We start from the raw sequence: 24,829 nt of genomic DNA on the forward strand, positions 1-24,829 counted from the left end.
GATTCGCTGAGCGAATCTGCGGGCCCGCCTGGCTCGCTGCGCTCGCCCTCTGGTTGCCTTTCCCCCAGTCGCCGTCATCGACCCGTCCAGATGCTGGACGCGGAGTCTCACAACTTGACCACCGCCCACCCGCGGAGCACACTGGGTCCATGCACCACCTGCTTCTCGTAGTCCACTGACGCGCCGGCTCACGCCGCGCGTCTTGCCCTCGTCGCCTCACGGCCGGGGGTTTTTTCATGCGATGAATGGACCACGAGAGGCAGGCAATACCATGGGGAACCGAGCACCGGCTGCGATCACGGGGTGGCCGGCCGACGAGACGGGTAGGGCGATGACCGAGACGGCACCGGAGACGATGACCGGGGCGCAGAGCCTCGTCCGATCGCTGGAACAGGCCGGGGTCGAGGTCATCTTCGGGATTCCCGGCGGCGCGATCCTGCCCGCCTACGACCCGCTGTTCGACTCCTCGATCCGCCACGTGCTGGTGCGCCACGAGCAGGGCGCGGGCCACGCCGCGCAGGGCTACGCGATGGTCACCGGCAAGGTCGGCGTCTGCATGGCCACCTCCGGTCCGGGCGCCACGAACCTCGTCACGGCGATCGCCGACGCGTACCTCGACTCGGTGCCGATCGTCGCCGTCACCGGCCAGGTTGCCAGCACCGTCATCGGATCGGACGCCTTCCAGGAGGCCGACATCCGCGGTATCACGATGCCGATCACCAAGCACAGTTTCCTCGTCACCGACCCGGCCGAGATCCCGCGCGTCGTGGCCGAGGCCTTCCACATCGCCTCCACCGGCCGTCCGGGCCCGGTCCTGGTCGACGTCGCCAAGGACGCCCTGCAGGCCATGACCACCTACCAGTGGCCGCACGAGCTGGCCCTGCCCGGCTACCGCCCCACCACGCGCCCGCACAACAAGCAGGTGCGCGAGGCCGCCCGGCTCATCGCCGAGGCCAAGCGCCCGATCCTGTACGTCGGCGGCGGCGTCATCAAGGCCGACGCCTCGGCCGAGCTGAAGGTGCTCGCCGAGCTGACGCAGATCCCCGTCGTCACGACGCTGATGGCGCGCGGCGCGTTCCCCGACTCGCACGAGCTGCACCTGGGCATGCCGGGCATGCACGGCACGGTCGCCGCGGTGGCCGGCCTGCAGAAGTCCGACCTGCTGATCACGCTCGGCGCCCGCTTCGACGACCGCGTCACCGGCAACCTCGACAGCTTCGCGCCGGACGCCAAGGTCATCCACGCCGACATCGACCCGGCCGAGATCAGCAAGAACCGCACCGCCGACGTGCCGATCGTGGGCGACGCCCGCGAGGTCATCGCCGACCTGATCCGCGCGCTGGGCAAGCAGAGCGACGAGGACCAGCTCACCGGCGACTACACCGCGTGGCGCGACTACATCCTCGGCGTCAAGGCCAAGTTCCCGGTCGCGTACGACAAGCCCGCCGAGGGCCTCGCGCCCCAGACGGTCATCGAGCGCATCAACGCGGTCGCCGGTCCCGAGGCGGTCTACACCTCGGGCGTCGGCCAGCACCAGATGTGGGCCGCGCACTTCGTGCAGTACGAGCGTCCGCGCCAGTGGCTCAACTCCGGCGGCGCCGGAACCATGGGCTACGGCGTCCCCGCCGCGATGGGCGCCAAGATGGGCGCCCCCGACCGCGTCGTGTGGGCCATCGACGGCGACGGCTGCTTCCAGATGACCAACCAGGAGCTGGCCACCTGCGCCATCGAGGGCATCCCGATCAAGGTCGCGGTCATCAACAACTCGTCCCTGGGCATGGTGCGCCAGTGGCAGACGCTGTTCTACGACAGCCGCTACTCCAACACCGACCTCAACACGGGTCCGGAGTCGATCGGCGCGCGCCGTATCCCCGACTTCGTCAAGCTCGCCGAGGCCTACGGCTGCGTCGGCCTGCGCTGCGAGAGCGAGGACGACCTCGACGAGGTCATCGCCAAGGCGATGAGCATCAACGACGTCCCCGTCGTCATCGACTTCGTCGTCGAGCGCGACGCGATGGTCTGGCCCATGGTCGCGGCCGGCACCAGCAACGACGACATCAAGATCGCCCGCGACCTGGCTCCCGAGTGGGAAGACGAGGACCTCTGATGCCCCAACACACCCTGAGCGTGCTGGTGGAGAACACCCCCGGCGTGCTGGCCCGCGTGTCGAGCCTGTTCATGCGCCGCGGCTTCAACATCGACTCCCTCGCCGTCGGGCCCACCGAGATCCCCGAGGTCTCGCGCATGACGATCGTCGTCAACGTCGAGGAGCTCCCGCTCGAGCAGGTCACCAAGCAGCTCAACAAGCTCGTCAACGTGCTCAAGATCGTCGAGCTCGACTCGGACAGCTCGGTCGAGCGCGAGCTCATGCTGATCAAGGTCAAGACCGACCAGCAGACCCGCGGTCAGGTCCTCGAGACCGTGCAGCTCTTCCGGGCCAAGGTCGTCGACGTCGCCACCGAGTCGGTGACCATCGAGGCCACCGGCGACTCCGGCAAGCTGACGGCCATGCTCAACGTCCTCGAGCCGTTCGGCATCCGCGAGATCGTCCAGTCCGGCCGCGTGGCCATCGGCCGCGGATCGCGCTCGATCACCGACCGCACCCTGCGCACCGTCCCGGGCACCGCGGTGCCGGGTTCGGCTGCTGTCTGACCCTCGTCCCATCGCGCCGGCGCACGCCCCTGCGCCTCAAGACCCCCAACCAAGGAGAACCCCATCGTGGCTGAACTGTTCTATGACGACGACGCCGACCTGTCCCTGATCCAGGGCAAGAACGTGGCCGTGATCGGCTACGGCAGCCAGGGCCACGCCCACGCGCTGAACCTGCGCGACTCGGGCGTCGACGTCCGCATCGGCCTGGCCGAGGGCAGCAAGAGCAAGGCGAAGGCCGAGGCCGAGGGCCTGCGCGTCCTCCCGGTCGCCGAGGCAGTCGAGGAGTCCGACGTCATCGTCATCCTCACGCCCGACCAGGTGCAGCGCCACGTCTACACCGAGTCGATCGCCCCGAACCTCACCACGGGCGACACCCTGGTGTTCGGCCACGGCTTCAACATCCGCTTCGGCTACATCAAGCCGGCCGAGGGCGTCGACGTCATCATGGTCGCCCCGAAGGCCCCCGGCCACACCGTGCGTCGTGAGTTCGTCGCCGGCCGCGGCATCCCCGACATCATCGCGGTCGAGCAGGACGCCTCCGGGCACGCCTGGGACCTCGCGCTGTCGTACGCCAAGGGCATCGGCGGCACGCGCGCCGGCGTCATCAAGACGACGTTCACCGAGGAGACCGAGACGGACCTCTTCGGCGAGCAGGCCGTCCTGTGCGGTGGCGTGTCCCACCTGGTCCAGGCCGGGTTCGAGACGCTGACCGAGGCCGGCTACCAGCCCGAGATCGCCTACTTCGAGGTGCTGCACGAGCTCAAGCTCATCGTCGACCTCATGTGGGAGGGCGGCATCGCCAAGCAGCGCTGGAGCATCTCCGACACCGCCGAGTACGGCGACTACGTCTCCGGGCCGCGCGTCATCGACGCCGGCGTCAAGGAGCGCATGGTGCAGGTCCTGGGCGACATCCAGTCCGGCGCCTTCGCCGAGCGCTTCATCGCCGACCAGGACAACGGCGGCAAGGAGTTCCTCGAGCTGCGCGAGAAGGAGGCCGGTCACCCGATCGAGGCCACCGGCAAGACGCTGCGGTCGCACTTCTCGTGGAAGCAGTCCGACGACGACTACACCGAGGGCAGCGCCGCTCGCTGACGCGGCACCACCTCACGCCGAGCGCGGCGTCCCCTCGACCTCCGGGTCGGGCGGGGCGTCGCGCTCAGCGCTTCCTGAGGCGGGACGTCCGTGCGGGGGTGGGCCGGGGGAGGAGCACGACCGGCACCGGGCTGTGGTTGACGATCCGCGTGGCGGTCGAGCCGACGAAGACGCGCGCCGCGGGTCCGTGCTGGCTCGAGCCGACGGCCAGGAGGTCGCCGCCGCGCCACCCGTACGACTCCAGCGCCAGCGACCACCGCTCGCCCGTGAGCACCTGCACCGTGCTGACGACGATCTCCGGTGCGATCTCGCGGATGCGCTCCGCCAGGCGCAGCTGGTGCTCGCGGACCAGTTCGCTCCAGGCGCGCCGCGTGCCCTGGTCGGCGAAGGTGGCCATCGCGCTGCGCGAGCCGCTGCGCACGGCGAACGTCACGATCTCGACCGGCACGCCGAGCCACGTGGCGAGGTCGGCCACCGGCTGGGCGAGGGCCTCGTCCGACGCGGTCGGGTCGACGGCCACGACGAGCCGCTCGATGCCCTGCGGGTGCGCCACGTAGCCACGCGGGGCGATCGCCACCGGCGTCTCGGCGCTGTGGGCGAGCCGGTCGTTGGTGCTTCCGAATGCGATCCGGCCGAGGGCGCCGTGCGTGGCCGAGCCGGTGACGACGAGCCGTGCGCCGAGCTCGCGGGTCTCCTCCAGCAGGCTCTGGGGCACCGAGCGCCCCGTGCGGATGCGGCTGGTGGCCTCGTGCTCGCCCAGGTGGGCGTTGGCGGCATCCAGCGCCTCTGCCGCCTGGCCCCGCACCTGGCGGCGCCACTCGTCGTCGACGCCGGCGAAGTCGCGCAGCGAGTCCCAGCTGTCCTGCACGACGCTGACCAGGACGATCTCCTCGTTCGTCGTGTGCGCGATCTCGGCGGCGAGGTCGAGCGCCGCGGTGCTACGCGTGTCGCTGCCGAATCCGACGACGATGCTCACGCCGCCTCCTTGGCCGCAGCGGCCTGGCCCAGCTTCGAGTGGCGGTACCCGTAGGCGAAGTACACGACGAAGCCCAGCAGCAGCCACACCACGAACCGCAGCCAGGTGTCGACCTTCAGGCTCGCCATCAGGCCGACGCACGAGGCGACGGTGACGATCGGCAGGAACGGCACCCACGGGGTGCGGAACGGGCGGTTCATGTCCGGCTGCGTCCGGCGCAGGACGATCACGGCGATCGCGACGACGACGAAGGCGAACAGGGTGCCGATGCTGACCATCTCGGCCAGGACCGAGATCGGGATGAAGCCCGCCAGCAGCGCCACGGCCACGATGGTGAGGCCGGTCATCAGCACGGGCGTGCCCCAGGTCGGGTGGATGCGGCGGAAGACCTCGGGCAGCAGGCCGTCGCGGGCCAGCGCGAAGCCGATGCGGGGCATCGCCACCAGGTCGACGAGGATCACCGAGGTCAGGCCGGCAATCGCCGCCACGCCGATCAGGATGCCCGCCCACTCGAGGCCGACCTGGTCGAAGACGTCGGCCACGGCGTCGCCCTCGGAGAGCTTGGAGTAGTCGACCATGCCGGTCAGCACGAGGCAGACGCCGACGTAGAGCAGGGTGCAGATCGCCAGCGTGCCCAGCAGGCCCAGCGGCATGTCGCGCTTGGGGTTCTTGGTCTCCTCGCCGAGGTTGGCGACGGCCTCGAAGCCGGAGTACGCGAAGAACACGACGGCGGCCGCCACGAAGATGCCGGTGATGCCGTACGTCGCGGGCTCGACCCCGGAGACGAACTGCCACAGCGGCGCGTGTAGCCCGCTGGTGCCAGAGTCGCCCGCCGGCGGCTCCGAGTCGGGGATGAACGGGACGAGGTTGCCGGTCTTGACGTAGAACGCGCCGACGGCGATGACGAACACGCACACCAGGACCTTGATGACGACGAGCCCGTTGGTCACCCACGCCGACTCGCGGATGCCGCGCATCGCCACGAACCCGAGCAGCAGCACGATGAAGATCGCGCCGACGTTGACGACCGAGCCCTCCTCGGCGAACCACTTCTCCGGCAGGTCGAACACGCCCGCCACGTAGCCGGACCAGCCGCGCGCCACGACCGCCGAGCCGAGCGCGAACTCGAGGATGAGGTCCCACGCGATGATCCAGGCGAAGATCTCGCCGATCGTCGTGTAGCTGTAGGTGTACGAGCTGCCGGCGGTGGGCACCGCGGACGCCAGCTCGGCGTAGCAGAGGGCCGCCAGCAGGGCCACGGCGCCGGCGATGAGGAACGAGATCGTCACGGCGGGCCCGGCGTTGTCCTTCGCCTGCAGGCCGGTCAGCGTGAAGATGCCCGTGCCGATGACGATGCCGATCCCGAAGCCGATCAGGTCGACCGCCGAGAGGTGCTTCTTCAGGTGGTCCTTGCTCTCGACCCCGTCCGCCGGGTCGTCGTTCTGGTGGATGACGTCGTCGACGCTCTTCTTCCTCAGGACATCCATGGTGCTCCTCCGGTCCGGCCACCCGGCGGGGCGACACCTGCACAGCACTTTGCGGGAGGTGCGCAGGGCTCGCAACAGCAGCGGCCGTGGGCACGATCACGTCGGTCAGGCGATGAGGTTCACCGCGGCCGGCGCGCTCGCGCCGCCGGTCTGCCCGGCGGCCACGCGGCCCCACGCGCGCGCCAGTCGGGTCACGGCTTCCTCGAGCTGCTCCGGCGGCAGCGCGAAGGGCAGGCGCAGGTGCCGCTCGCCGAGCGCGGGCGCCGTCGGGAAGAAGCGCGGGCCGGGCGTCAGGGTCAGGCCCTCGTCGCGGGCGACCGCCGTCAGCGCCGAGCTCAGGGGAGCGGGCAGTCGGGCCCACACCGAGAGCCCGCCGTCGGGCCGGTTGACGGTCCAGTCCGGCAGCTCACGCGCCACGGCGTCCAGCAGCCGGTCGCGGCGCTCGCGCAGGTCGGCGGTACGGGCGCGCAGGTCCATGTCGCCGTCCTCGAGGGCCGTGGCGACGACGAGCTGGTCGAGAGCCGCCGTGCCGAGGTCGCGCACCATGCGCGCCTGGATGAGCGCGGGGACCAGGTCACGCGGCGCGCGGATCCAGCCGATCCGCAGGCCGCCCCAGAGCGACTTCGCGACCGAGCCGACGAGGATCGCGTCGCGGTGGTGCACGCCGTAGTGCTCGGCCTGCTCGATGCCGGACACGTTCACGTCCCGCAGGGTCTCGTCGATGATCGTCGTGACCGCGGAGCTGGTCAGGGCGTGGGCGACCTCGGCACGCGCCTGCGAGGTCATCGAGGCCCCCGTCGGGTTGTGGAAGTCGGGCACCAGCAGCGCGACGCGCACGGCGGGGGCGAGCCGGGCGACGTCGTCGAGGGGCCAGGGCGTCTCGGCGACGGGCAGCGGCACGGGCCGTGCCTTGGCCTGCTCGAGCATGTCGAACGCGTGCGGGTAGCCGCAGCCCTCGACCAGGACGCGGCCACCGGGCCGCACCAGCACGGACACCAGGAGCGAGAGCGCGTTCTGCGCGCCGGTGGTCACCACGATCTGGTCGGGGTCGGTCGGCAGGCCGTGACGCGCGTACCGGGCCGCGAGCCGCTCGCGCAGCACCGGGAGCCCGTCGGGCAGGTAGCCGTCCGTCGCCAGGATCGCGGGCAGGCCCGCCATCGCGCGCTGCACGAGGTCGGAGAAGCCGGCCGGCGCCTCCGACGCGGCGGCGGTGAGGGCGATCCCGTCCGGATGGTCCGGTCGCGCCAGCATGCTCGTGGACCCGGCGACACCGACCGGCAGCTGCACCACGGTGCCCGATCCCTGCCGCGTGCGGACCAGTCCGTCCTCGCGGAGCACCTCGTAGGCGCGGGTGGTGGTGGTCCGGCTCAGGCCAGTGGCCTCGGCCAGGCTGCGCTCGCTGGGCAGGCGGGTGCCGGACGTGATCCGACCGTCCATCACGGCGGTGCGGATGCGCAGCGCCAGGCGGCGGTAGGCGGGCCCACCGCCCGCCTCCCAGGACCCCACGATCGCGGCGAGGCGCCGGGCGGAGAGGGGCGCTGCGCGGTTCATGTGGCCACCTTGGCAGGATTGGCCATGGAATCCAAGTCCAATCGTCGTCATCCTGAAGAGGTGCTCCTGTGGATGATCCTGGCCGCCCTCAGCATCTGGGGGATCGTGGCGACGGTGCGGACGGTCCGTCGCGACGGCCTGCGTCGCGTGCCCACCGCGCCCCTCGCCAGGCGACCGGCGCCGCGGCCATGACGCGGCGGTTGGTCCAGCTGCTCGTCGGCCTGTGGCTGTACGGCGCGACGATGGCGTTCCTCGTCCGCGCCGGCCTGGGACTCGACCCGTGGGACGTGTTCCACGAGGGGCTCACGCGCCATGTGCCGCTCACGTTCGGGCAGGTGGTGATCGTGGTGGGTGCGCTCCTGCTGCTGCTGTGGATCCCGCTGCGCCAGCGCCCGGGCATCGGCACGGTGCTCAACGTGATCGTCATCGGCGTGGCGGCGGACGTGACGCTGGCGATCCTCCCGCCCGCCGACGGGCTGGCCCCCGGGATCGCGCTGCTGGTGGCCGGGGTGGTCGGCAACGGCATCGCGGGCGCGATGTACGTCGGTGCCGGACTCGGGACCGGCCCGCGCGACGGGCTGTGGACGGGCATCGTCCGTCGCACCGGACTCAGCGTGCGGCTGGTGCGCACGACCCTCGAGATCGTCGTGCTCGTGACCGGCTTCCTGCTGGGCGGCACCGTCGGCGTCGGCACCGTGATCTACGCGCTGACGATCGGACCGCTCGTGCAGCTCTTCCTGCCTTGGTTCGAGGCGCGCCACGTCCCGGCCGCCGAGCCGGCCGAGGCGTGACGCCCTCAGGTCAGGGGGCCAGCTTGCGCAGCGACCAGCCCAGCAGGATCCACAGCAGGCCCATGCCCATCGCGAACAGGGCCACGCCGTAGGCCACGACCGAGGTGAACAGCGAGGCGCGCAGGAACGACGCGTTCATCGCCACCTCGCGCAGCGGGTCCTCCCGGTCGAGCTCGGCGTAGGTCTTCCCGCCCGTCGACTCGAGGGCGTGCTTGTCGATGATCTCCGCCTGGGAGTAGGCGGTCAGCGGCCCCTGGACCTTCTCGCCGGCGAACCAGTCGGCGTCCTCGGCCACGGTGATGTTCTGGGCGTTGAGCTCGTCGGTGACGACGTACCAGGTGACGGCGCCGGCGATGATCAGCAGCAGGCCGGACAGCATCGAGAGCAGTCCCACGAGGCGTACGCCCTTGGCGCGCGGTGCGTGGGTGTGGGTGGTGGTCGGATCGGACATGACGTCTTCCTTCCGTCGGGGCCTCGGAGAGCCCGCTTGGGCCGACCCTAGGCGACCGAAGGGGTCAGGGGTCGGACCCGGCCTCAGCGACGCGTGGCGATGATGAGGCTGGCGTCGGGGTCGATCAGCATCTCGACCGCGGCGAAGCGCTCGTCGGTGAGCCACTGCTCGCGCACGGTGTCGACCTGGCCGTCGACGATCGGCGGCCAGAACGGCGACGGGACGAAGTCGTCGAGCACGGCGATGCCGCCCGGCTCGAGGAGGTCGGCCAGGACGTCGATGCTCGCCATCACGTCGCGCACGTCGACGAACAGCAGGGAGAACGGGGCGTACTGCTCGAGCACGGTCCAGTCGCCGCACGTGACCTCGACGTTCTCGGCGTCGTGGAAGATGCCCTGCACGTCCTTCGACAGGCCGGGGTCGAGCTCGGCCGTGACGATGTGAGCGCCCTTAGGAGCACCGCTGGACAGCCAGGCCGAGCCGACGCCGCAGCCGGTGCCCAGCTCGGCGAGCGTGCCGGTGCGCGAGGCGGCCAGCGTGGCCAGCAGGCGGCCGGTCTCGCTGCGGGTCGAGGTGATGAAGCCACGGCGCCGGGACAAGTCCAACGCGCGGGCAACCAGATCGGGAACCTCGGCCGGTGCGCTCATCCGACCAGTGTTCCACGGTGCTGCCGGGACAGGCGGGACGCTCACGGGGTGAGACACGTGTCACGAGGTGCTTCCCGTGACCCCCGTCGACGGGTAGGCTCACCGCCATGCGGAAGCAGCTCGTACTCATCGCTTGCCGCGGCAGGACCTCCTAGGGCCACACCTGCCGCGGAGTTTCGGCGTTGGCTCGACGACTCTGCAGCAGATGTTCTGGACCAGGACCTGGTTCTCCTCCTCTGAAATCGCTGATCGACGTCACCCGTCTCAGCTCGTGGCCCCGCAGGGTCGTCGGTCCCGTCGGATCCCGCACGACACCCCCCGCCACTGCATCAGAGGAGCCATCATGTTCGACCCGACCATCGCCATCGAATGGGGACCGGCACACCTGCGCGACGACAGCGCGGAGTTCGACGGCGTCCCCGAGGACAACTGACCGGATCGCGAGACCCTCGTTTCAGCATCTGAGATCGGCAGTTCTAGGATGGACTCATGACCAGCACTTACTCGCTCGCGGTCGTTGCCGGTGACGGCATCGGCCCCGAGGTCACCGACCAGGCCCTGAAGGTTCTCGACGTCGTCGCCGCCGATGCGGGGCTGACGTTCGACCGGACGGCCTACGACCTCGGCGCCCGCCGCTGGCACGCCACGGGCGAGACCCTGCCCGACAGCGTGCTCGAGGAGATCCGCGGGCACGACGCGATCCTGCTGGGCGCCGTCGGCGACCCGTCGGTGCCGTCGGGCGTGCTGGAGCGCGGCCTGCTTCTGCGGCTGCGCTTCGAGCTCGACCACTACGTCAACCTGCGCCCGTCGAAGCTGTTCCCCGGCGTCCCCACGCCGTTGGCTGACCCGGGCGAGATCGACTTCGTGGTCGTCCGCGAGGGCACCGAGGGACCGTACGTCGGCAACGGCGGCGCGATCCGCGTGGGCACGCCGCACGAGGTCGCCACCGAGGTCAGCCTCAACACCGCCTTCGGCGTCGAGCGGGTCGTCCGTGACGCGTTCGCCCGGGCCCAGGCCCGGCCGCGCCGCAAGCTGACGCTCGTGCACAAGAACAACGTGCTCGTGCACGCCGGTCACCTCTGGAGCCGCACGGTCGAGGCCGTCGGCGCGGAGTTCCCCGACGTCACCGTCGACTACCTGCACGTCGACGCCGCCACGATCTTCCTGGCCACCGACCCGAGCCGGTTCGACGTCATCGTCACCGACAACCTGTTCGGCGACATCCTCACCGATCTCGCCGCCGCCATCACCGGTGGCATCGGCCTGGCCGCGAGCGGCAACGTCAACCCCGATCGCTCGTCGCCCAGCATGTTCGAGCCGGTCCATGGCTCGGCGCCCGACATCGCGGGTCAGTCGAAGGCCGATCCCACCGCCGCGATCCTCTCGGCGGGCCTGCTGCTGGAGCACCTCGGCCACGCCGCCGAGGCCCAGCGCATCACCGCGGCCGTCGAGGCCGACATCGCTGCCCGTCAGGGTCAGCCGCGGTCGACGCAGGAGGTGGGGGAGGCCATCGCCGAGCGGGTGGCCGCGGAGGTACCGGTCGCCTGACGACCCCACCTCCATCCATCTCGAAAGGACTATCGTGTCCGGCATGACCACCCCCGCGTTCTCACCGAGGATCGAAGCCAATCCGAACGCGCGCAGCGCCGCCGACCGTGCCGGGATCCTGACCGACCCCGGCTTCGGCAACTACTTCACCGACCACATGTTCCTGGCCGAGTGGACGCCCGAGCAGGACTGGCACGACGCCCGCGTCGTCCCGTACGGCCCGCTGTCCCTCGACCCGGCCACGGCGGTCCTGCACTACGCGCAGGAGATCTTCGAGGGCCTCAAGGCCTACACCCACGCCGACGGCTCGGTGTGGCTGTTCCGTCCCGAGGCGAATGCCGCCCGCATGCAGCGCTCGGCGCACCGCCTCGCGCTGCCGGAGCTGCCGGTCGAGTGGTTCATCGGCTCGGTCAAGGCGCTCATCGAGGCCGATCGCGAGTGGGTGCCCACGGGCGAGGAGCGCAGCCTCTACCTGCGCCCGTTCATGTTCGCCTCGGAGGTCTTCCTCGGCGTCCGGCCCAGCCAGCACGTCACCTACTCGGTGATCGCCTCGCCGGCCGGCGCCTACTTCGCCGAGGGCGTCAAGCCCGTCGACATCTGGCTCTCCAGCGAGTACAGCCGCGCGGGTGCCGGTGGCACGGGCGCGGCCAAGTGCGGCGGCAACTACGCCGCCAGCCTGCTCCCGCAGCAGGAGGCCTCGGCCCACGGCTGCGCGCAGGTGGCCTTCCTCGACTCCGTCGAGCACCGGTGGGTCGAGGAGCTCGGCGGCATGAACCTCTACTTCGTCCAGGCCGACGGCTCGATCGTCACGCCCGAGCTGAGCGGCTCGATCCTCGAGGGCGTCACGCGCGACTCGATCCTGGCCATCGCGAAGGACCTCGGTCACGAGGTCATCGAGCGCCGGGTCTCGATCGACGACTGGCGCGACGGGGTCGCCGACGGCACGATCACCGAGGTCTTCGCCTGCGGCACGGCCGCGGTCGTCACCCCGGTCGGCAAACTCAAGTGGGACGGCGGCGAGGTCGTCAGCGCCGAGGGCGAGTCGGGCAAGGTCACCGCCGACATCCGCGCGGCCCTGGTCGACATCCAGTACGGCCGCGCCGAGGACCGCCACGGCTGGATGACGCGCGCCCTCTGACTCACACGCACGAGTGCCCCGGGTCGACGACTCGGGGCACTTCGAACCGCCGACGGTCCTGACTCGCGGACCTTCGACCCCGTCTTGATCACGATGCCAGCCGGCGTGTCGAACTGGGCCGCGGGACCTCCCCGACCCGCACGGGCGTCGACGGCGGTGAGCTGAGTCCCACCACGGCGGTTCCGGTGGGACCACACTCACCGCCTCAGAACTGCACGGTCGGCGGGACGTCCTGGCCGGCGGGCGCGTCGTAGAACGGGCGCTCCTTCACGCCGGCGACGCCGGTGAAGAACAGCCACGGGATGGTGCGGACCAGCTCGTTGAGTCGGCGCACCGCGTCGTTGTAGTACTGGCGCGCGAACGAGAGCTTGTCCTCGGTGTCGCTCAGCTCGGACTGCAGCTGCTGGAAGTTCGCCGAGGCCTTGAGGTCGGGGTACGCCTCGGCCACGGCCATGACGTCGACGAGGGCCCGGTCGAGCCGACCCTCGGCGGCGGCGCGCTGCTCGACCGAGCCGGAGCCGGCGGCCTGGGTGACGCCGGTGCGAGCGGCGGTGACCTCCTCGAACACCCCGCGCTCGTGCTCGGCGTAGCCCTTGACCGTGGTGACCAGGTTGGGGATGAGGTCGGCGCGGCGGGTCAGCTGGACGTCGATGCCGCCGAGCGCCTCCTGGGCGCCGATGTCGGCGGTGCGGAGGCGGTTGAACGCGACGACGCCGAACAGCACGAGGGCGACGACGATCGCGACGATGATCCAGATCAGCACGGGAACCTCCGGGGTCGTGGGGTGGTCGGAACTCTACTGGCGCGCGAGGGGCGGGTGCCGGTGGCGCGCGTCACCACGACCCGCCGCCTCCGCCGCCACCACCGCCGCCGCTGAACCCGCCGCCGCCACCTCCGCCGCCGCCCCCTCCGGAGGAGGACGACGCTTGGGTGGCGCTGTAGGCGCTGATCGAGCTCGAGACGGCGCGCTCGAAGCTGTCGAAGGCGTCACCGCCGCCGCCGAAGCCACCCGGCGCCCCGGTGTGCACGGCGACCGGGTACCAGAGCGGGCTCGGCGCCGCCTGTCCCGTGGCGACCTCGTACTTGCGGGCCCAGCGGTCGGCGACGCCGAAGGCGACCGCGTAGGGGATGTAGGCCGTGTAGAGCTGCTCGCGACCGCTGAAGTCGAAGCGGTCCTGCGAGGCGTCGGTGCCGAGGAAGCGCTCGAACCCGCCGGCGCGCGACCACAGCTCGCGACCCGCGGCCGTGCGCCGCGTGCCGGCGCCCGGCATGAGCACGCCGACGACGCCGACCGCGAAGGCGGCGAACGGGATCAGGTACAGGCCGGTCAGGCCGACGACCGTCCCGGCGAACACCACGAGCACGGCGAGGCCGAACAGCACGCGCCAGGTCCACTCACGGCGAGCGGGGACCACGGCGCCGGTCGTCTCGGCCCACGCCTTCGTCACCCCGGGGATGGCCGCCTTCACCTGGGACAGCTTCTTGCCCGAGGCGGCCGAGCCGTTCGCCGCGAAGAGCGACCCGTTCGTGCCGCGCAGTCCGAGGCCCGAGACGACGTGACGCGCGACCGGATCGAGCGTGTCCCACGCCTCGTTGGTCATCGTGCTCTTGACGTTCCAGCCGCTGCCGCTCTCGCGGAGGGTGACGTGTCCCTGCTCGGCCAGGTGCAGCAGCGTCGCGGTGAGGGCGCGGCGCGGGACGCGCTCGTCGACGATGTACGCGGCCTGCACCGGGCCCAGGCCCTCCGGCGGCTCGAAGAGCACGGGCAGTCCGGGCCGGCGCTCGCGGGACCAGCGGTCGAGGAGGTAGCCGATCCCGAAGGCGACGGCCGCGAGCAGCAGCGCCACGACGAACGGGGCGAGCGACGTGCCGAACAGCCGGTCCCAGCCGATCGACCACGGCACGTGGGCGCGCTCCGGGGCGGGGGAGTCCATCGCGGCGCGCACGAGGACCGAGGTGTTCGGAGGGAGGTCGGCGGCGGTGATGCGCAGCGACGGGGTGCCGGCTCCCGCGACGGTGCAGGACCGGCCGTCGCCGATCGAGCACTCGAGTCGGTCGGTGGTCTCCGGCAGGTCGATGGTGATGTCGGCGGAGCGGATGGGCATGCTCCAGCCCGCGGCGACGACCTGCCACACGAACTCCGAGCGGTCGCTGTCGCCGCCGGTCCAGCTGGCGTTGGCGTCCGCCACCCGCTCGGGGTTCGGCGCGAGGACGCCGTCGATGCGGTAGCTGATCGTGTAGGTGTGCGGACCGGGGGAGAGGTAGTCGCTGGCGCTGCCGATCTTCGCCATGCGGAAGCGCCGCCCCTGCTCCCACAGCCGCTCGACGGGCACCGAGTCGCCGTCGAGCCGGATGCTGACGTCCTTCGGGCGGTACCGGACGGTGTGGTCGGCGCGGTCGGCCAGGTCCCAGTAGCGGAAGATGCCGTGCCGGCCCCACGGGAAGTCGGCCGTGATCGTCTCGGTGGCCCGCAGCGTGCCGTCCTCGTCGACGTCGTACGCGGCGCGGTAGGACGTGATCGTCACCGGATCGGCGACGCCGGTGGTGGTGTCGTCCACCATCGTCGCGAGCGCCGGGACGACGAGCAGCCCCACCAGGATGATCGCGGTCACGAGGCGCAGCACGAGACGGGTCATGCGGGGGATACTAGGGCAGCGCGTCCGGACCCCCGGCTGCAAACACTTGCAGCGGTGTGCAAGAATGTTCCACATGTCCAAGGTCCTCACCAGTCTCCCCGTCGGCGAGCGCGTCGGCATCGCGTTCTCCGGCGGTCTCGACACCTCCGTCGCCGTCGCGTGGATGCGCGACAAGGGCGCCGTCCCCTGCACCTACACGGCCGATCTCGGTCAGTACGACGAGCCGGACATCTCCGGCGTCCCCGGCCGCGCGATGGAGTACGGCGCCGAGCTGGCGCGGTCGATCGACTGCAAGCGCCCGCTCGTCGACGAGGGTCTGGCCGCGCTCGCCTGCGGCGCCTTCCACATCCGGTCGGCGGGACGCACCTACTTCAACACCACGCCGCTCGGCCGCGCCGTCACCGGCACGCTGCTCGTGCGCGCCATGAAGGAGGACGGCGTCAACATCTGGGGCGACGGGTCGACCTTCAAGGGCAACGACATCGAGCGGTTCTACCGCTACGGCCTGCTGGCCAACCCCGAGCTGCGCATCTACAAGCCCTGGCTCGACGCCGACTTCGTCCACGAGTTGGGCGGCCGCACCGAGATGAGCCAGTGGCTCACCGACCATGGGCTGCCCTACCGGGACAGCCAGGAGAAGGCCTACTCCACCGACGCCAACATCTGGGGCGCCACCCACGAGGCCAAGACCCTGGAGCACCTCGACGTCTCGCTCGAGACGGTCGACCCGATCATGGGCGTGAAGTTCTGGGACCCCGCGGTCGAGATCGCCACCGAGGACGTCACGATCACGTTCGAGGAGGGCTACCCCGTCGCGATCAACGGCACCCGGTTCGACGACCCGGTGGCCCTCGTGCACGAGGCCAACGCGATCGGCGGCCGGCACGGCCTGGGCATGTCCGACCAGATCGAGAACCGGATCATCGAGGCGAAGAGCCGGGGCATCTACGAGGCCCCGGGCATGGCCCTGCTGTGGATCGCCTACGAGCGGCTGCTCAACGCGGTGCACAACGAGGACACGATCGCGAACCACCACGCCCACGGGCGGCGGCTCGGCCGGCTCATGTACGAGGGCCGGTGGCTCGACCCGCAGGCGATGATGCTGCGCGAGTCGATCCAGCGCTGGATCGCCTCGCTCGTCAGCGGCGACGTGACGCTGCGGCTGCGGCGGGGCGAGGACTACTCGATCCTCGACACCCAGGGCCAGAACTTCTCGTACCACCCCGACAAGCTCTCGATGGAGCGCACCGAGAACGCCGCCTTCGGCCCGGTCGACCGGATCGGCCAGCTGACGATGCGCAACCTCGACATCGCCGACTCGCGCGCCAAGCTCGAGATGTACGCCTCGCAGCCGCTCGACCAGGGCCAGGTGCTCGTCGAAAACGGCACGCTCTTCGGTGAGCTGCCGGCCGGCGGCGCCATGCGGATCGAGGCGAACCCCTCGATCGAGGGCGACGAGGCTGCGGCATTGGCTGAGGGCGCGCTCGAGGCCGCCGCGATGGAGTTCGGGACGGACTGATCGCCATGATCAAGGTTGCCGTCACCGGGGCCACGGGGTACGCCGGCGGCGAGGTGCTGCGGCTGTTGCTGCAGCACCCCGACGCCGAGATCGGCGCGCTCACCGCCGGCTCCAGCGCGGGCTCGCGCTTCGGCCAGCACCAGCCGCACCTGCTGCCGCTGGCCGACCGCGTGGTCGCCGAGACGACCCCCGAGAACCTCGCGGGTCACGACGTCGTGTTCCTGGCGCTGCCGCACGGGCACTCGGGCGCGGTCGCGGCGCAGCTGCCCGACGACGTGCTCGTCATCGACTGCGGGGCCGACCACCGGCTCGAGAGCTCCGACGACTGGGCCGCCTACTACGGCGGCGAGCACGCGGGCACCTGGCCGTACGGGATGCCCGAGCTCATCACCGGCCCGGGCGCGCGGCAGCGCGACGCCCTGCCCGGCGCGCGGCGGGTGGCCGTGCCCGGCTGCAACGTCACCGCGGTGACGCTGGGCCTGCAGCCGGCCGTCGCGGCAGGGCTCGTCGAGCCGACCGACCTCGTGGCCGTGCTGGCCAACGGGTTCTCCGGCGCGGGCAAGGCGCTCAAGCCGCACCTGCTCGCGTCCGAGGGCCTCGGCTCCGCGTCGCCCTACGGCGTCGGCGGCAGCCACCGGCACATCCCCGAGATTGCCCAGAACCTGACGCGCGCCGGCGCCGACGAGGTGACCATCTCGTTCACGCCGACGCTCGTGCCGATGGCCCGGGGGATCCTGGCGACCGCGACGGCGAAGCTGGCCGCCGGGGCCGGCGCGGCGTCCGTCCGCGCCGCCTACGAGGAGGCCTACGGCGAGGAGCCGTTCGTGCACCTGCTGCCCGAGGGCCAGTGGCCCACGACGGCGGCCACCCTGGGCGCCAACACCGCGCTCGTGCAGGTCGCGGTCGACGAGCGCGTCGGTCGCCTCGTCACCGTCACCGCCATCGACAACCTCGTCAAAGGCACTGCCGGCGGCGCGATCCAGTCGATGAACCTCGCGCTCGGACTTCCCGAGACCACCGGACTCACCACGATCGGAGTCGCACCATGAGCGTCACAGCTTCGCAGGGCTTCCGGGCCGCGGGCGTCACCGCCGGCCTGAAGGACTCGGGCAAGCCCGACATCTCGCTCGTCGTCAACGACGGGCCGTCGGCCGCCGCCGCGGCCGTCTTCACCTCGAACCGCTGCAAGGCCCACCCGGTGCTGTGGAGCGAGCAGGCGATCCGGGGCGGCACCGCCCGCGCGATCGTGCTCAACTCCGGCGGCGCCAACTGCTACACCGGCCCCGAGGGCTTCGCCGCCACCCACCGCACCGCCGAGCGCGTCGCCGAGCAGCTCGGCCTGGGCGCGATCGACGTCCAGGTCTGCTCCACGGGTCTCATCGGCCGGCTGCTGGACGAGCCGAAGGTGCTGGCCGGCGTCGATGCCGCCGTCGCGGCGCTCTCGCCCGAGGGCGGGTCGGACGCGGCCACGGCGATCATGACCACCGACACGGTCAGCAAGCAGTCCGTCGTGCAGGGCGACGGCTGGGTGATCGGCGGCATGGCCAAGGGCGCGGGCATGCTCGCGCCGGCGCTGGCCACGATGCTCGTCGTCATCACGACCGACGCCGACCTCGACTCCGCCACGCTCGACACGGCGCTGCGGTCGGCGTCCGCCGCGACCTTCGACCGGCTCGACTCCGACGGCTGCCAGTCCACGAACGACACGGTGCTGCTGATGGCGTCCGGTGCGTCCGGGGTCGCGCCCGACGTCGCCGCGTTCACCGAGGCGCTCACGACGGTGTGCCGCGACCTGGCGATGCAGCTGCTGGCCGACGCCGAGGGCGCCGACCACGAGATCGCGATCACGACCGTCAACGCCGCGAGCGAGGCCGACGCGCTGGAGGTCGGCCGGTCGGTCGCCCGCAGCAACCTGTTCAAGTGCGCGATCTTCGGCAAGGACCCGAACTGGGGCCGCATCCTGGCCTCGGCGGGCACGACGAGCGCCGCGTTCGACCCGCTCGACCTCGACGTGGCGATCAACGACGTCTGGGTGTGCCGTCAGTCGGGCGTCGGTGAGTCGATCGACCTGGTCGACCTCGAGCCCCGGTCGGTCACGGTCACGATCGACCTCAAGGCCGGCGACGCGTCCGCGACGATCTGGACGAACGACCTGACGCAGGCCTACGTCTACGAGAACTCCGCCTACTCCAGCTGAGGACCAGCGATGAGCGACAACGAACTGAAGCAGTGGGAGCCCGAGGCCTGGGCCGCCGCGACGAACAAGGCCGCGACGCTGGCGCACGCGCTGCCGTGGCTGAAGGCGTACCACGGCAAGGTCGTCGTGGTGAAGTACGGCGGCAACGCCATGACCGACGAGCGGCTCAAGCGCGCCTTCGCCGAGGACATCGTGTTCCTGCGGCTGGCCGGCTTCAAGCCGGTCGTCGTGCACGGCGGAGGTCCGCAGATCAGCGCGATGCTCGAGCGGCTGCAGATCGAGTCGGAGTTCCGCGGCGGCCTGCGCGTCACCACCCCCGAGGCGATGGAGGTCGTCCGGATGGTGCTCAAGGGCCAGGTCGGTCCTGAGCTGGTCGGCCTGCTGAACACGCACGGCGACCTGGCGGTCGGCCTCTCGGGTGAGGACGGCGGCCTGTTCCGTGCCGAGCGCACGCAGCCGATCGTCGACGGCGAGCCGGTCGACGTCGGGCTGGTCGGCGAGGTCGTGGGCGTCCGCCCCGAGGCCGTCGTCGACCTGATCGACGCCGGGCGGATCCCCGTCGTCTCGACGATCGCGCCGGACGCCGACGGCCAGGTCCTCAACGTCAACGCCGACACCGCGGCGTCCGCGCTCGCGGTGGCGCTCGGCGCCGAGAAGCTGCTGGTGCTCACCGACGTCGAGGGCCTGTACGCCGACTGGCCGACCAGCTCGGACGTCATCGGCGAGATCAGCCCCGAGTCGCTCGAGGCGATCCTGCCGTCGCTGGCCAGCGGCATGATCCCCAAGATGACCGCGTGCCTGAAGGCCGTCCGCGGCGGCGTCAAGCGCGCCACGGTGGTCGACGGGCGCGAGGAGCACGCCGTGCTGCTGGAGATCTTCACCGACGAGGGCGTCGGCACCCAGGTGCTCGACGGCGCCCAGACCAAGATCCGGTCGGCCCTCTACACGACCAGCGCGAAGGAGACGTCGTGAATCTTCCCGAAGGAGTCGTCATCCACGGGCGCGAGCCCCGTCCGGGCGGACCGCAGTGGACCGAGCGGTACCGCGGCGCGGTCATGAACACGTTCGGCGACCCGCAGCGGATCCTCGTCCGCGGCGAGGGCTCGCACGTGTGGGACGCCGACGGCAACCGGTACCTCGACCTGCTGGCGGGCATCGCCGTCAACGCGCTCGGCCACGGGCACCCGGCGATCCTCGAGGCGGTCACCACCCAGCTGCAGACCCTCGGGCACATCAGCAACTTCTTTGCGTCGGCGCCGCAGATCGAGCTGGCCGAGAGGCTGCTGGAGCTGCTCGACGCGGGCGAGGCCGGGGGGCGCGTGTTCTTCGCCAACTCCGGCACCGAGGCCAACGAGGCCGCGTTCAAGGCCACCCGGCGCACCGGGCGCACCACGATCGTCGCGGCCGAGGGCTCGTTCCACGGCCGGTCGATGGGCGCGCTCGCGCTGACGTCGAAGGCCGCGTACCGCGAGCCGTTCGAGCCGCTGCCCGGCGACGTGCGGTGGGTGCCCTTCGGTGACGCCGACGCTCTCGCCGCGGCGGTCGACGAGACCGTGGCCGCGGTCATCCTCGAGCCGATCCAGGGCGAGGCCGGCGTCCTCGTGCCGCCGGACGACTACCTCGCCGCGGCCCGTCGCATCACCACCAAGCACGGCGCCCTGCTGTGGCTCGACGAGGTCCAGACCGGCATCGGCCGCACGGGCGACTGGTTCGGGCACTCGCCCTCGGGCGTCCGGCCCGACCTCGTGACGCTCGCCAAGGGCCTCGGCGGCGGCATCCCGATCGGCGCGCTCGTCGCGCTCGGCGAGGCCGCCACGCTGCTGGGCCCCGGCAACCACGGCACGACGTTCGGCGGCAACCCGGTCGCCACCGCGGCGGGCCTCGCCGTGATCTCGACGATCGAGAAGGACGACCTCCTGACCGCCACGCGCAGCCGCGGCGACCAGCTCGCCGCCGGCCTCGGCGCCAATGCGCGCGTCGAGTCGGTCACCGGCCGGGGTCTCCTCCGGGGCATCGTGCTGAGCGAGCCGCGGTCGGCCGACGTGCAGCGCGCCGCGCTCGACGCCGGCCTCATCGTCAACGCCCCGACGCCCGACCGGCTGCGGCTCGCGCCACCCCTCGTCCTGACCGAGGACGAGGCCGCCGACGCGGTCCGGACCCTGAGCGCCGTGATCGACGAGGTGCTGTCATGAGCGAGCGCCAGCGAGTGAACACGGGCATGGGCATGACGTCGCCCACGCATACTGCACTTTTCTCGGGGGTGGCGTCATGACGGTGCGGCACTTCCTGCGCGACGACGACCTGAGCCCGGCCGAGCAGGCCGAGGTCCTGGCGCTCGCCGCCGAGCTCAAGGCGGAGCCGTACTCGCGCCGGCCGCTGGCCGGTCCGCAGTCGGTCGTCGTGCTCTTCGACAAGTCCTCCACCCGCACCCGGGTGTCCTTCGCCGTCGGCGTCGCCGACCTGGGCGGCAACCCGGTCGTGATGGACACCGGCGTCACACAGGTGGGGCGCGGCGAGCCGATCGCCGACACCGCGCGCGTGTTCGGCCGGATGGCCAGTGCCGTGGTCTGGCGCACCTACGCCCAGGACGGCCTCGAGCAGATGGCGCAGTACGCCGGCGTGCCGGTCGTCAACGCGCTGTCCGACGACTTCCACCCGTGCCAGATCCTGGCCGACTGGCTCACCGTGATCGAGCACAAGGGCGCCCTCGCCGGGCTGACGGTCGCCTACGTCGGCGACGGTGCCAACAACATGGGCCACTCGTACGTGCTCGGCGGCGCCACCGCCGGGATGCACGTGCGCGTGGGCGCTCCCGAGGGCTTCCAGCCCGACGCGGCGATCGTGGCCGACGCCGAGCGGGTCGCCGCGACGACGGGCGGCTCGGTGACGATCACGAAGGATCCCGTCGCTGCGGTCGAGGGCGCCGACGTCGTCATCACCGACACGTGGGTCTCGATGGGCCAGGAGGACGAGAAGGCCGAGCGGGTCGCCCTGTTCGGCGACTACTCCGTGACGTCCGAGCTGCTCGCGCACGCCGCGTCCAACGCCATCGTGCTGCACTGCCTGCCGGCGTACCGCGGGCTCGAGATCGCCGCCGACGTGATCGACGGACCGCAGTCGGTCGTGTGGGACGAGGCCGAGAACCGCGTCCACGCCCAGAAGGCGATCCTGACCTGGCTGCTGGAGCGGGCATGACCACGAGCGGGGCCCGCCCGTGATCCCGGCGACGAAGACGGCCCGCCAGCAGCTGATCGTCGAGCTGCTGGGCTCGTACGACGTGCACTCGCAGGGTGAGCTCGTCGACCTGCTGCGCGAGCGCGGCGTGACGGCCACCGCCTCCACCGTCTCGCGCGACCTCGACGAGCTGGACGCCGTGCGCGTGCGGCAGGGCAACGGCACGCTCGTCTACGCCGTCCCCGGTGAGGGCGGCGACCGCAGTGCCCGCGCCGCGTCCGACTCGTCGGCCGCCCAGACCCGCCTCCAGCGACTGCTGCGCGAGCTGCTCGTCTCGGCGCAGTCGTCCGCGAACCTCGTCGTGCTGCGCACCCCACCCGGCGCCGCCCAGTTCCTGGCTTCCGCGATCGACCACGTGCAGATGACCGAGACGCTCGGCACGATCGCCGGCGACGACACCGTCATGCTGATCGCCCGCGACCCGTCCGGTGGCGAGGCCCTCGCCGCCCACCTCACCTCCCTCGCCCGTAAGGTGCCCACCGATGACTGACTCTGACGACCTGACGCCCGCCGTGCCCGCCTCCGGCGACGTCGAGCCCGCCGACTCGCGGCTGTGGGGCGGACGGTTCGCGTCCGGACCGTCGCCGGAGCTGACCGAGCTCTCGCGCTCGACCCACTTCGACTGGCGGCTGGCCCCGTACGACCTGGCCGGCTCGCGGGCCCACGCCCGGGTGCTGCACGCGGCCGGCCTGCTCACCGACGACGACCACGCCGCCATGATGGACGGCATCGCCGCCCTCGACGGCGACGTGCGGTCCGGTGCCTTCCGTCCGGAGCCCGGCGACGAGGACGTCCACTCCGCGCTCGAGCGCGGCCTGATGGAGCGCCTCGGCGCCGACCTCGGTGGCCGCCTGCGCGCCGGCCGGTCACGCAACGACCAGGTCGCCACGCTCTTCCGCGCCTACCTGCGCGACCACGCCCGGCAGGTGGCGCGGCTCCTGCGCGAGCTCGTCGAGGCGATCGCGGGCCAGGCCGAGCGGCACCTCGGGGCCCCGATGCCCGGCCGCACGCACCTGCAGCACGCCCAGCCCGTGCTGCTCTCGCACCACCTGCTGGCCCACGCCTGGCCGCTCGTGCGCGACCTCGACCGCCTGCGCGAGTGGGACGCCCGCGTGGGCGCCGAGTCGCCCTACGGCTCGGGTGCCCTGGCCGGATCGTCGCTGGGCCTCGACCCCGAGGCCGTCGCGTCCGACCTCGGCTTCACCGGCTCGGCCGCCAACTCGATCGACGGCACCTCGTCGCGCGACTTCGTCTCGGAGTTCGCGTTCGTCGCCGCCCAGATCGGTGTCGACGTCTCGCGGCTCGCCGAGGAGATCATCATCTGGAACACCAAGGAGTTCGACTTCGTCACGCTGCACGACGGGTACTCCACCGGGTCGAGCATCATGCCGCAGAAGAAGAACCCCGACATCGCCGAGCTGGCGCGCGGCAAGGCCGGTCGCCTGATCGGCAACGTGTCCGGCCTGCTGGCCACGCTCAAGGCGCTGCCGCTGGCGTACAACCGCGACCTGCAGGAGGACAAGGAGCCGGTCTTCGACTCGATCGACACGCTCGAGGTCCTGCTGCCGGCGTTCACGGGAATGGTCGCCACGCTGGAGTTCAACACCGCGCGGATGGCCGACCTGGCCCCGCAGGGGTTCGCGCTGGCCACCGACATCGCCGAGTGGCTCGTCCGCGAGGGCGTGCCGTTCCGGGTCGCCCACGAGCTCTCGGGCGCCTGCGTGCGGGTGTGCGAGGAGCGCGGCATCGAGCTGTGGGACCTCACCGACGACGACTTCGCCGAGCTCTCGCCGCACCTGTCCGGCGCCTCCGGGCCCGGGGGAGTGCGCGAGGTGCTCACCGTCGCGGGCTCGATCGCCTCGCGCGACGGTCGCGGCGGCACGGCGCAGTCGCGGGTCACCGAGCAGCTGGCCGAGCTGCGCGCCCGGCTCTGAGGCTCACCAGCGGTTGTGCGCCTGCTCGGCCCAGCCGAGCAGGCCATCCAGCCGGTACTCGATGCCCCGCCCGCCGCGGGCCCAGCCCGACCAGCGGCCGAACGCCTGGTGCGTGCGCGAGGCGATGACGCCCGCGTTGGTCGACGCGACGCGGCGGTGGAAGGGCGTGAGGACGGCCTCGACGTCGGGTCCGGTGACGGTCCAGGTCGACGTGGGGTCCTCGAGGTCGTACTCCCACGCGAGGTCGTCATCCCAGTGGTGCAGGCGCCCGTCGACGAACAGGCCGTTCTCGGTCTGGCCGGTGCCGTCGGTCCATTTGCCGCCCACCTGCAGCCCGAGCCGTCGTCCCGCCACGTCGCCGCTGCCGGCGCCCCAGTTCCACGTCATCCGGTAGGGCCACACCCCGCGGCCGCGATCGAGGACACCCCATCCGGCGACGACGGCCTCGCGCTCGCCGTCGACCTCGATCGTGCCGCTGAGGGGGCGGGCCAGCTCCTTCAGCGTGTACTGGAAGCGTCGCGGGCTCCACGGCACGACGACGCCGAGGCCGTCGTCGCCGCCCACGGCCTCCAGGGCCACCTTGACCCGCTCGTGCTCGACGCGGATGCGGGTGCCCCGGCCGTGGTCGGAGAAGGTCAGCGGACCGCTGGTGGCGGTGATCGGGGGCAGCCCGTCCGGCAGGCCGGGCCGCAGGGGTCCGAGCCCGGTCGTGTCGAGGCTGACCTCGTGGTGGCGCATGCGGTCGTACGCGTAGATCTGCGTCAGGTTCGCGTAGTCGAGGTCGGCGATCGTGAGACCGAGGACGAAGCGGCGCGTCATGATGCCCCAGTACTCCCAGCGCTTCACGCGGCCGGTGCGGGGGAGGTCCGTGCGGTGCAGCGCGCGGCGGCTCCAGCCGACCGCCTCGGGGTTCAGCCGGCGGCCGACCGCGAGGTCGACGGGCTCGGCGATCTCAGGCATGGCACGAAGCCTAGGG

23 protein-coding genes are annotated in these 24,829 nt (G+C 71.8%); 15 read left to right on the top strand and 8 right to left on the bottom strand.

Annotated features, from left to right (window positions below; all coding sequences use genetic code 11):
* Positions 1-331: 331 nt before the first annotated feature.
* The 3 genes from AFL01nite_RS14250 (at position 332) to ilvC (ending at position 3,744) form a co-directional block, all read left to right on the top strand.
* The gene (locus AFL01nite_RS14250) at positions 332-2,107 is read left to right on the top strand and encodes an acetolactate synthase large subunit (RefSeq protein ID WP_222593547.1); all 1,776 of its coding nucleotides are present in this window, start codon (positions 332-334) and stop codon (positions 2,105-2,107) included.
* On the top strand, positions 2,107-2,652 hold the full coding sequence (ilvN, locus tag AFL01nite_RS14255) for an acetolactate synthase small subunit (protein ID WP_146828533.1): 546 nt from the start codon (positions 2,107-2,109) through the stop codon (positions 2,650-2,652). The genes AFL01nite_RS14250 and ilvN overlap by 1 nt, the downstream gene beginning before the upstream one ends.
* Positions 2,653-2,718: 66 nt before the next feature.
* Complete coding sequence (ilvC, locus tag AFL01nite_RS14260; RefSeq protein ID WP_146828535.1) at positions 2,719-3,744, top strand: ketol-acid reductoisomerase; 1,026 nt, start codon at positions 2,719-2,721, stop codon at positions 3,742-3,744.
* A gap of 64 nt (positions 3,745-3,808) precedes the next feature.
* Here the strand turns inward: ilvC and AFL01nite_RS14265 are convergent, their stop codons facing one another.
* The 3 genes from AFL01nite_RS14265 to yczR all read right to left on the bottom strand — a co-directional run bounded on the left by AFL01nite_RS14265 (position 3,809) and on the right by yczR (position 7,758).
* Positions 3,809-4,720 carry a universal stress protein gene (locus AFL01nite_RS14265; RefSeq protein ID WP_186813964.1) on the bottom strand — a complete coding sequence of 304 codons (912 nt, stop codon included), beginning with the start codon at positions 4,718-4,720 and terminating at the stop codon, positions 3,809-3,811.
* Positions 4,717-6,207, bottom strand: a complete 1,491-nt coding sequence (locus AFL01nite_RS14270; protein WP_146828538.1) for an APC family permease — start codon at positions 6,205-6,207, stop codon at positions 4,717-4,719. The genes AFL01nite_RS14265 and AFL01nite_RS14270 overlap by 4 nt, the downstream gene beginning before the upstream one ends.
* A 105-nt stretch (positions 6,208-6,312) precedes the next feature.
* Positions 6,313-7,758, bottom strand: coding sequence for a MocR-like transcription factor YczR (gene yczR / locus AFL01nite_RS14275; protein WP_186813965.1), 1,446 nt, complete (start codon positions 7,756-7,758; stop codon positions 6,313-6,315).
* 24 nt (positions 7,759-7,782) lie between these two features.
* On the opposite strand from yczR, the gene AFL01nite_RS15380 reads away from it, so the two are divergent.
* Entirely contained in the window at positions 7,783-7,950 is a 168-nt protein-coding gene (locus tag AFL01nite_RS15380) for a hypothetical protein (RefSeq protein WP_186813966.1), read from the top strand.
* Complete coding sequence (gene yczE, locus AFL01nite_RS14280; protein WP_146828542.1) at positions 7,947-8,549, top strand: membrane protein YczE; 603 nt, start codon at positions 7,947-7,949, stop codon at positions 8,547-8,549. Before AFL01nite_RS15380 ends, yczE begins: the two co-directional genes overlap by 4 nt.
* A gap of 10 nt (positions 8,550-8,559) precedes the next feature.
* Here the strand turns inward: yczE and AFL01nite_RS14285 are convergent, their stop codons facing one another.
* Positions 8,560-9,000 carry an aromatic ring-opening dioxygenase LigA gene (locus AFL01nite_RS14285; RefSeq protein WP_146828544.1) on the bottom strand — a complete coding sequence of 147 codons (441 nt, stop codon included), beginning with the start codon at positions 8,998-9,000 and terminating at the stop codon, positions 8,560-8,562.
* Between the two features lie 83 nt (positions 9,001-9,083).
* The gene (locus AFL01nite_RS14290) at positions 9,084-9,647 is read right to left on the bottom strand and encodes an O-methyltransferase (protein ID WP_146828546.1); all 564 of its coding nucleotides are present in this window, start codon (positions 9,645-9,647) and stop codon (positions 9,084-9,086) included.
* A 489-nt stretch (positions 9,648-10,136) separates the two neighbouring features.
* Between AFL01nite_RS14290 and AFL01nite_RS14295 the strand changes: the two genes are divergently transcribed.
* Entirely contained in the window at positions 10,137-11,195 is a 1,059-nt protein-coding gene (locus AFL01nite_RS14295) for a 3-isopropylmalate dehydrogenase (protein WP_146828547.1), read from the top strand.
* Positions 11,196-11,238: 43 nt separating this feature from the next.
* Complete coding sequence (locus tag AFL01nite_RS14300) at positions 11,239-12,333, top strand: branched-chain amino acid aminotransferase (RefSeq protein ID WP_146828549.1); 1,095 nt, start codon at positions 11,239-11,241, stop codon at positions 12,331-12,333.
* 205 nt (positions 12,334-12,538) lie between these two features.
* On the opposite strand, the gene AFL01nite_RS14305 is transcribed toward AFL01nite_RS14300, so the two are convergent.
* A complete protein-coding gene (locus tag AFL01nite_RS14305) occupies positions 12,539-13,096 on the bottom strand; it encodes a LemA family protein (RefSeq protein WP_186813967.1) in 558 nt (185 codons plus the stop codon).
* Positions 13,097-13,166: 70 nt separating this feature from the next.
* Complete coding sequence (locus AFL01nite_RS14310) at positions 13,167-14,969, bottom strand: DUF2207 domain-containing protein (RefSeq protein WP_146828551.1); 1,803 nt, start codon at positions 14,967-14,969, stop codon at positions 13,167-13,169.
* Positions 14,970-15,042: 73 nt separating this feature from the next.
* Between AFL01nite_RS14310 and argG the strand changes: the two genes are divergently transcribed.
* The 8 genes from argG to argH all read left to right on the top strand — a co-directional run bounded on the left by argG (position 15,043) and on the right by argH (position 23,853).
* Positions 15,043-16,488 carry an argininosuccinate synthase gene (argG, locus tag AFL01nite_RS14315; protein WP_146828553.1) on the top strand — a complete coding sequence of 482 codons (1,446 nt, stop codon included), beginning with the start codon at positions 15,043-15,045 and terminating at the stop codon, positions 16,486-16,488.
* A 5-nt stretch (positions 16,489-16,493) separates the two neighbouring features.
* A complete protein-coding gene (gene argC / locus AFL01nite_RS14320; protein ID WP_146828555.1) occupies positions 16,494-17,537 on the top strand; it encodes an N-acetyl-gamma-glutamyl-phosphate reductase in 1,044 nt (347 codons plus the stop codon).
* Positions 17,534-18,685, top strand: coding sequence for a bifunctional glutamate N-acetyltransferase/amino-acid acetyltransferase ArgJ (gene argJ, locus AFL01nite_RS14325; protein WP_146828557.1), 1,152 nt, complete (start codon positions 17,534-17,536; stop codon positions 18,683-18,685). The genes argC and argJ overlap by 4 nt, the downstream gene beginning before the upstream one ends.
* Before the next feature lie 9 nt (positions 18,686-18,694).
* Positions 18,695-19,657, top strand: a complete 963-nt coding sequence (argB, locus tag AFL01nite_RS14330; RefSeq protein WP_146828559.1) for an acetylglutamate kinase — start codon at positions 18,695-18,697, stop codon at positions 19,655-19,657.
* Positions 19,654-20,877, top strand: a complete 1,224-nt coding sequence (locus AFL01nite_RS14335; RefSeq protein WP_371862841.1) for an acetylornithine transaminase — start codon at positions 19,654-19,656, stop codon at positions 20,875-20,877. Before argB ends, AFL01nite_RS14335 begins: the two co-directional genes overlap by 4 nt.
* 76 nt (positions 20,878-20,953) lie before the next feature.
* On the top strand, positions 20,954-21,880 hold the full coding sequence (gene argF, locus AFL01nite_RS14340) for an ornithine carbamoyltransferase (protein WP_146828561.1): 927 nt from the start codon (positions 20,954-20,956) through the stop codon (positions 21,878-21,880).
* A 19-nt stretch (positions 21,881-21,899) separates the two neighbouring features.
* Positions 21,900-22,409 (top strand): arginine repressor, encoded by a 510-nt coding sequence (locus AFL01nite_RS14345; RefSeq protein WP_146828563.1) that lies wholly within the window; start codon positions 21,900-21,902, stop codon positions 22,407-22,409.
* A complete protein-coding gene (argH, locus tag AFL01nite_RS14350) occupies positions 22,402-23,853 on the top strand; it encodes an argininosuccinate lyase (RefSeq protein WP_146828565.1) in 1,452 nt (483 codons plus the stop codon). The genes AFL01nite_RS14345 and argH overlap by 8 nt, the downstream gene beginning before the upstream one ends.
* A gap of 3 nt (positions 23,854-23,856) precedes the next feature.
* Here argH and AFL01nite_RS14355 read toward each other — a convergent pair whose 3' ends face one another.
* Positions 23,857-24,813, bottom strand: coding sequence for a DUF2804 domain-containing protein (locus tag AFL01nite_RS14355; protein ID WP_146828567.1), 957 nt, complete (start codon positions 24,811-24,813; stop codon positions 23,857-23,859).
* Between the last annotated feature and the right edge of the window lie 16 nt (positions 24,814-24,829).

The sequence above is a fragment of the Aeromicrobium flavum genome, assembly GCF_007992115.1.
Classification (GTDB): Bacteria; Actinomycetota; Actinomycetes; order Propionibacteriales; family Nocardioidaceae; genus Aeromicrobium; species Aeromicrobium flavum.

Coding starts and splice junctions, on each gene's coding strand:
- AFL01nite_RS14295 (WP_146828547.1), top strand. CDS start 10,137: ATGACCAGCACTTACTCGCTCGCGGTCGTTGCCGGTGACGGCATCGGC.
- AFL01nite_RS14355 (WP_146828567.1), bottom strand. CDS start 24,813: ATGCCTGAGATCGCCGAGCCCGTCGACCTCGCGGTCGGCCGCCGGCTG.
- argF (WP_146828561.1), top strand. CDS start 20,954: ATGACGGTGCGGCACTTCCTGCGCGACGACGACCTGAGCCCGGCCGAG.
- AFL01nite_RS14290 (WP_146828546.1), bottom strand. CDS start 9,647: ATGAGCGCACCGGCCGAGGTTCCCGATCTGGTTGCCCGCGCGTTGGAC.
- yczR (WP_186813965.1), bottom strand. CDS start 7,758: ATGAACCGCGCAGCGCCCCTCTCCGCCCGGCGCCTCGCCGCGATCGTG.
- AFL01nite_RS14285 (WP_146828544.1), bottom strand. CDS start 9,000: ATGTCCGATCCGACCACCACCCACACCCACGCACCGCGCGCCAAGGGC.
- argH (WP_146828565.1), top strand. CDS start 22,402: ATGACTGACTCTGACGACCTGACGCCCGCCGTGCCCGCCTCCGGCGAC.
- AFL01nite_RS14310 (WP_146828551.1), bottom strand. CDS start 14,969: ATGACCCGTCTCGTGCTGCGCCTCGTGACCGCGATCATCCTGGTGGGG.
- AFL01nite_RS15380 (WP_186813966.1), top strand. CDS start 7,783: ATGGAATCCAAGTCCAATCGTCGTCATCCTGAAGAGGTGCTCCTGTGG.
- argB (WP_146828559.1), top strand. CDS start 18,695: ATGAGCGACAACGAACTGAAGCAGTGGGAGCCCGAGGCCTGGGCCGCC.
- yczE (WP_146828542.1), top strand. CDS start 7,947: ATGACGCGGCGGTTGGTCCAGCTGCTCGTCGGCCTGTGGCTGTACGGC.
- ilvN (WP_146828533.1), top strand. CDS start 2,107: ATGCCCCAACACACCCTGAGCGTGCTGGTGGAGAACACCCCCGGCGTG.
- AFL01nite_RS14270 (WP_146828538.1), bottom strand. CDS start 6,207: ATGGATGTCCTGAGGAAGAAGAGCGTCGACGACGTCATCCACCAGAAC.
- argG (WP_146828553.1), top strand. CDS start 15,043: ATGTCCAAGGTCCTCACCAGTCTCCCCGTCGGCGAGCGCGTCGGCATC.
- AFL01nite_RS14300 (WP_146828549.1), top strand. CDS start 11,239: ATGACCACCCCCGCGTTCTCACCGAGGATCGAAGCCAATCCGAACGCG.
- argC (WP_146828555.1), top strand. CDS start 16,494: ATGATCAAGGTTGCCGTCACCGGGGCCACGGGGTACGCCGGCGGCGAG.
- AFL01nite_RS14250 (WP_222593547.1), top strand. CDS start 332: ATGACCGAGACGGCACCGGAGACGATGACCGGGGCGCAGAGCCTCGTC.
- argJ (WP_146828557.1), top strand. CDS start 17,534: ATGAGCGTCACAGCTTCGCAGGGCTTCCGGGCCGCGGGCGTCACCGCC.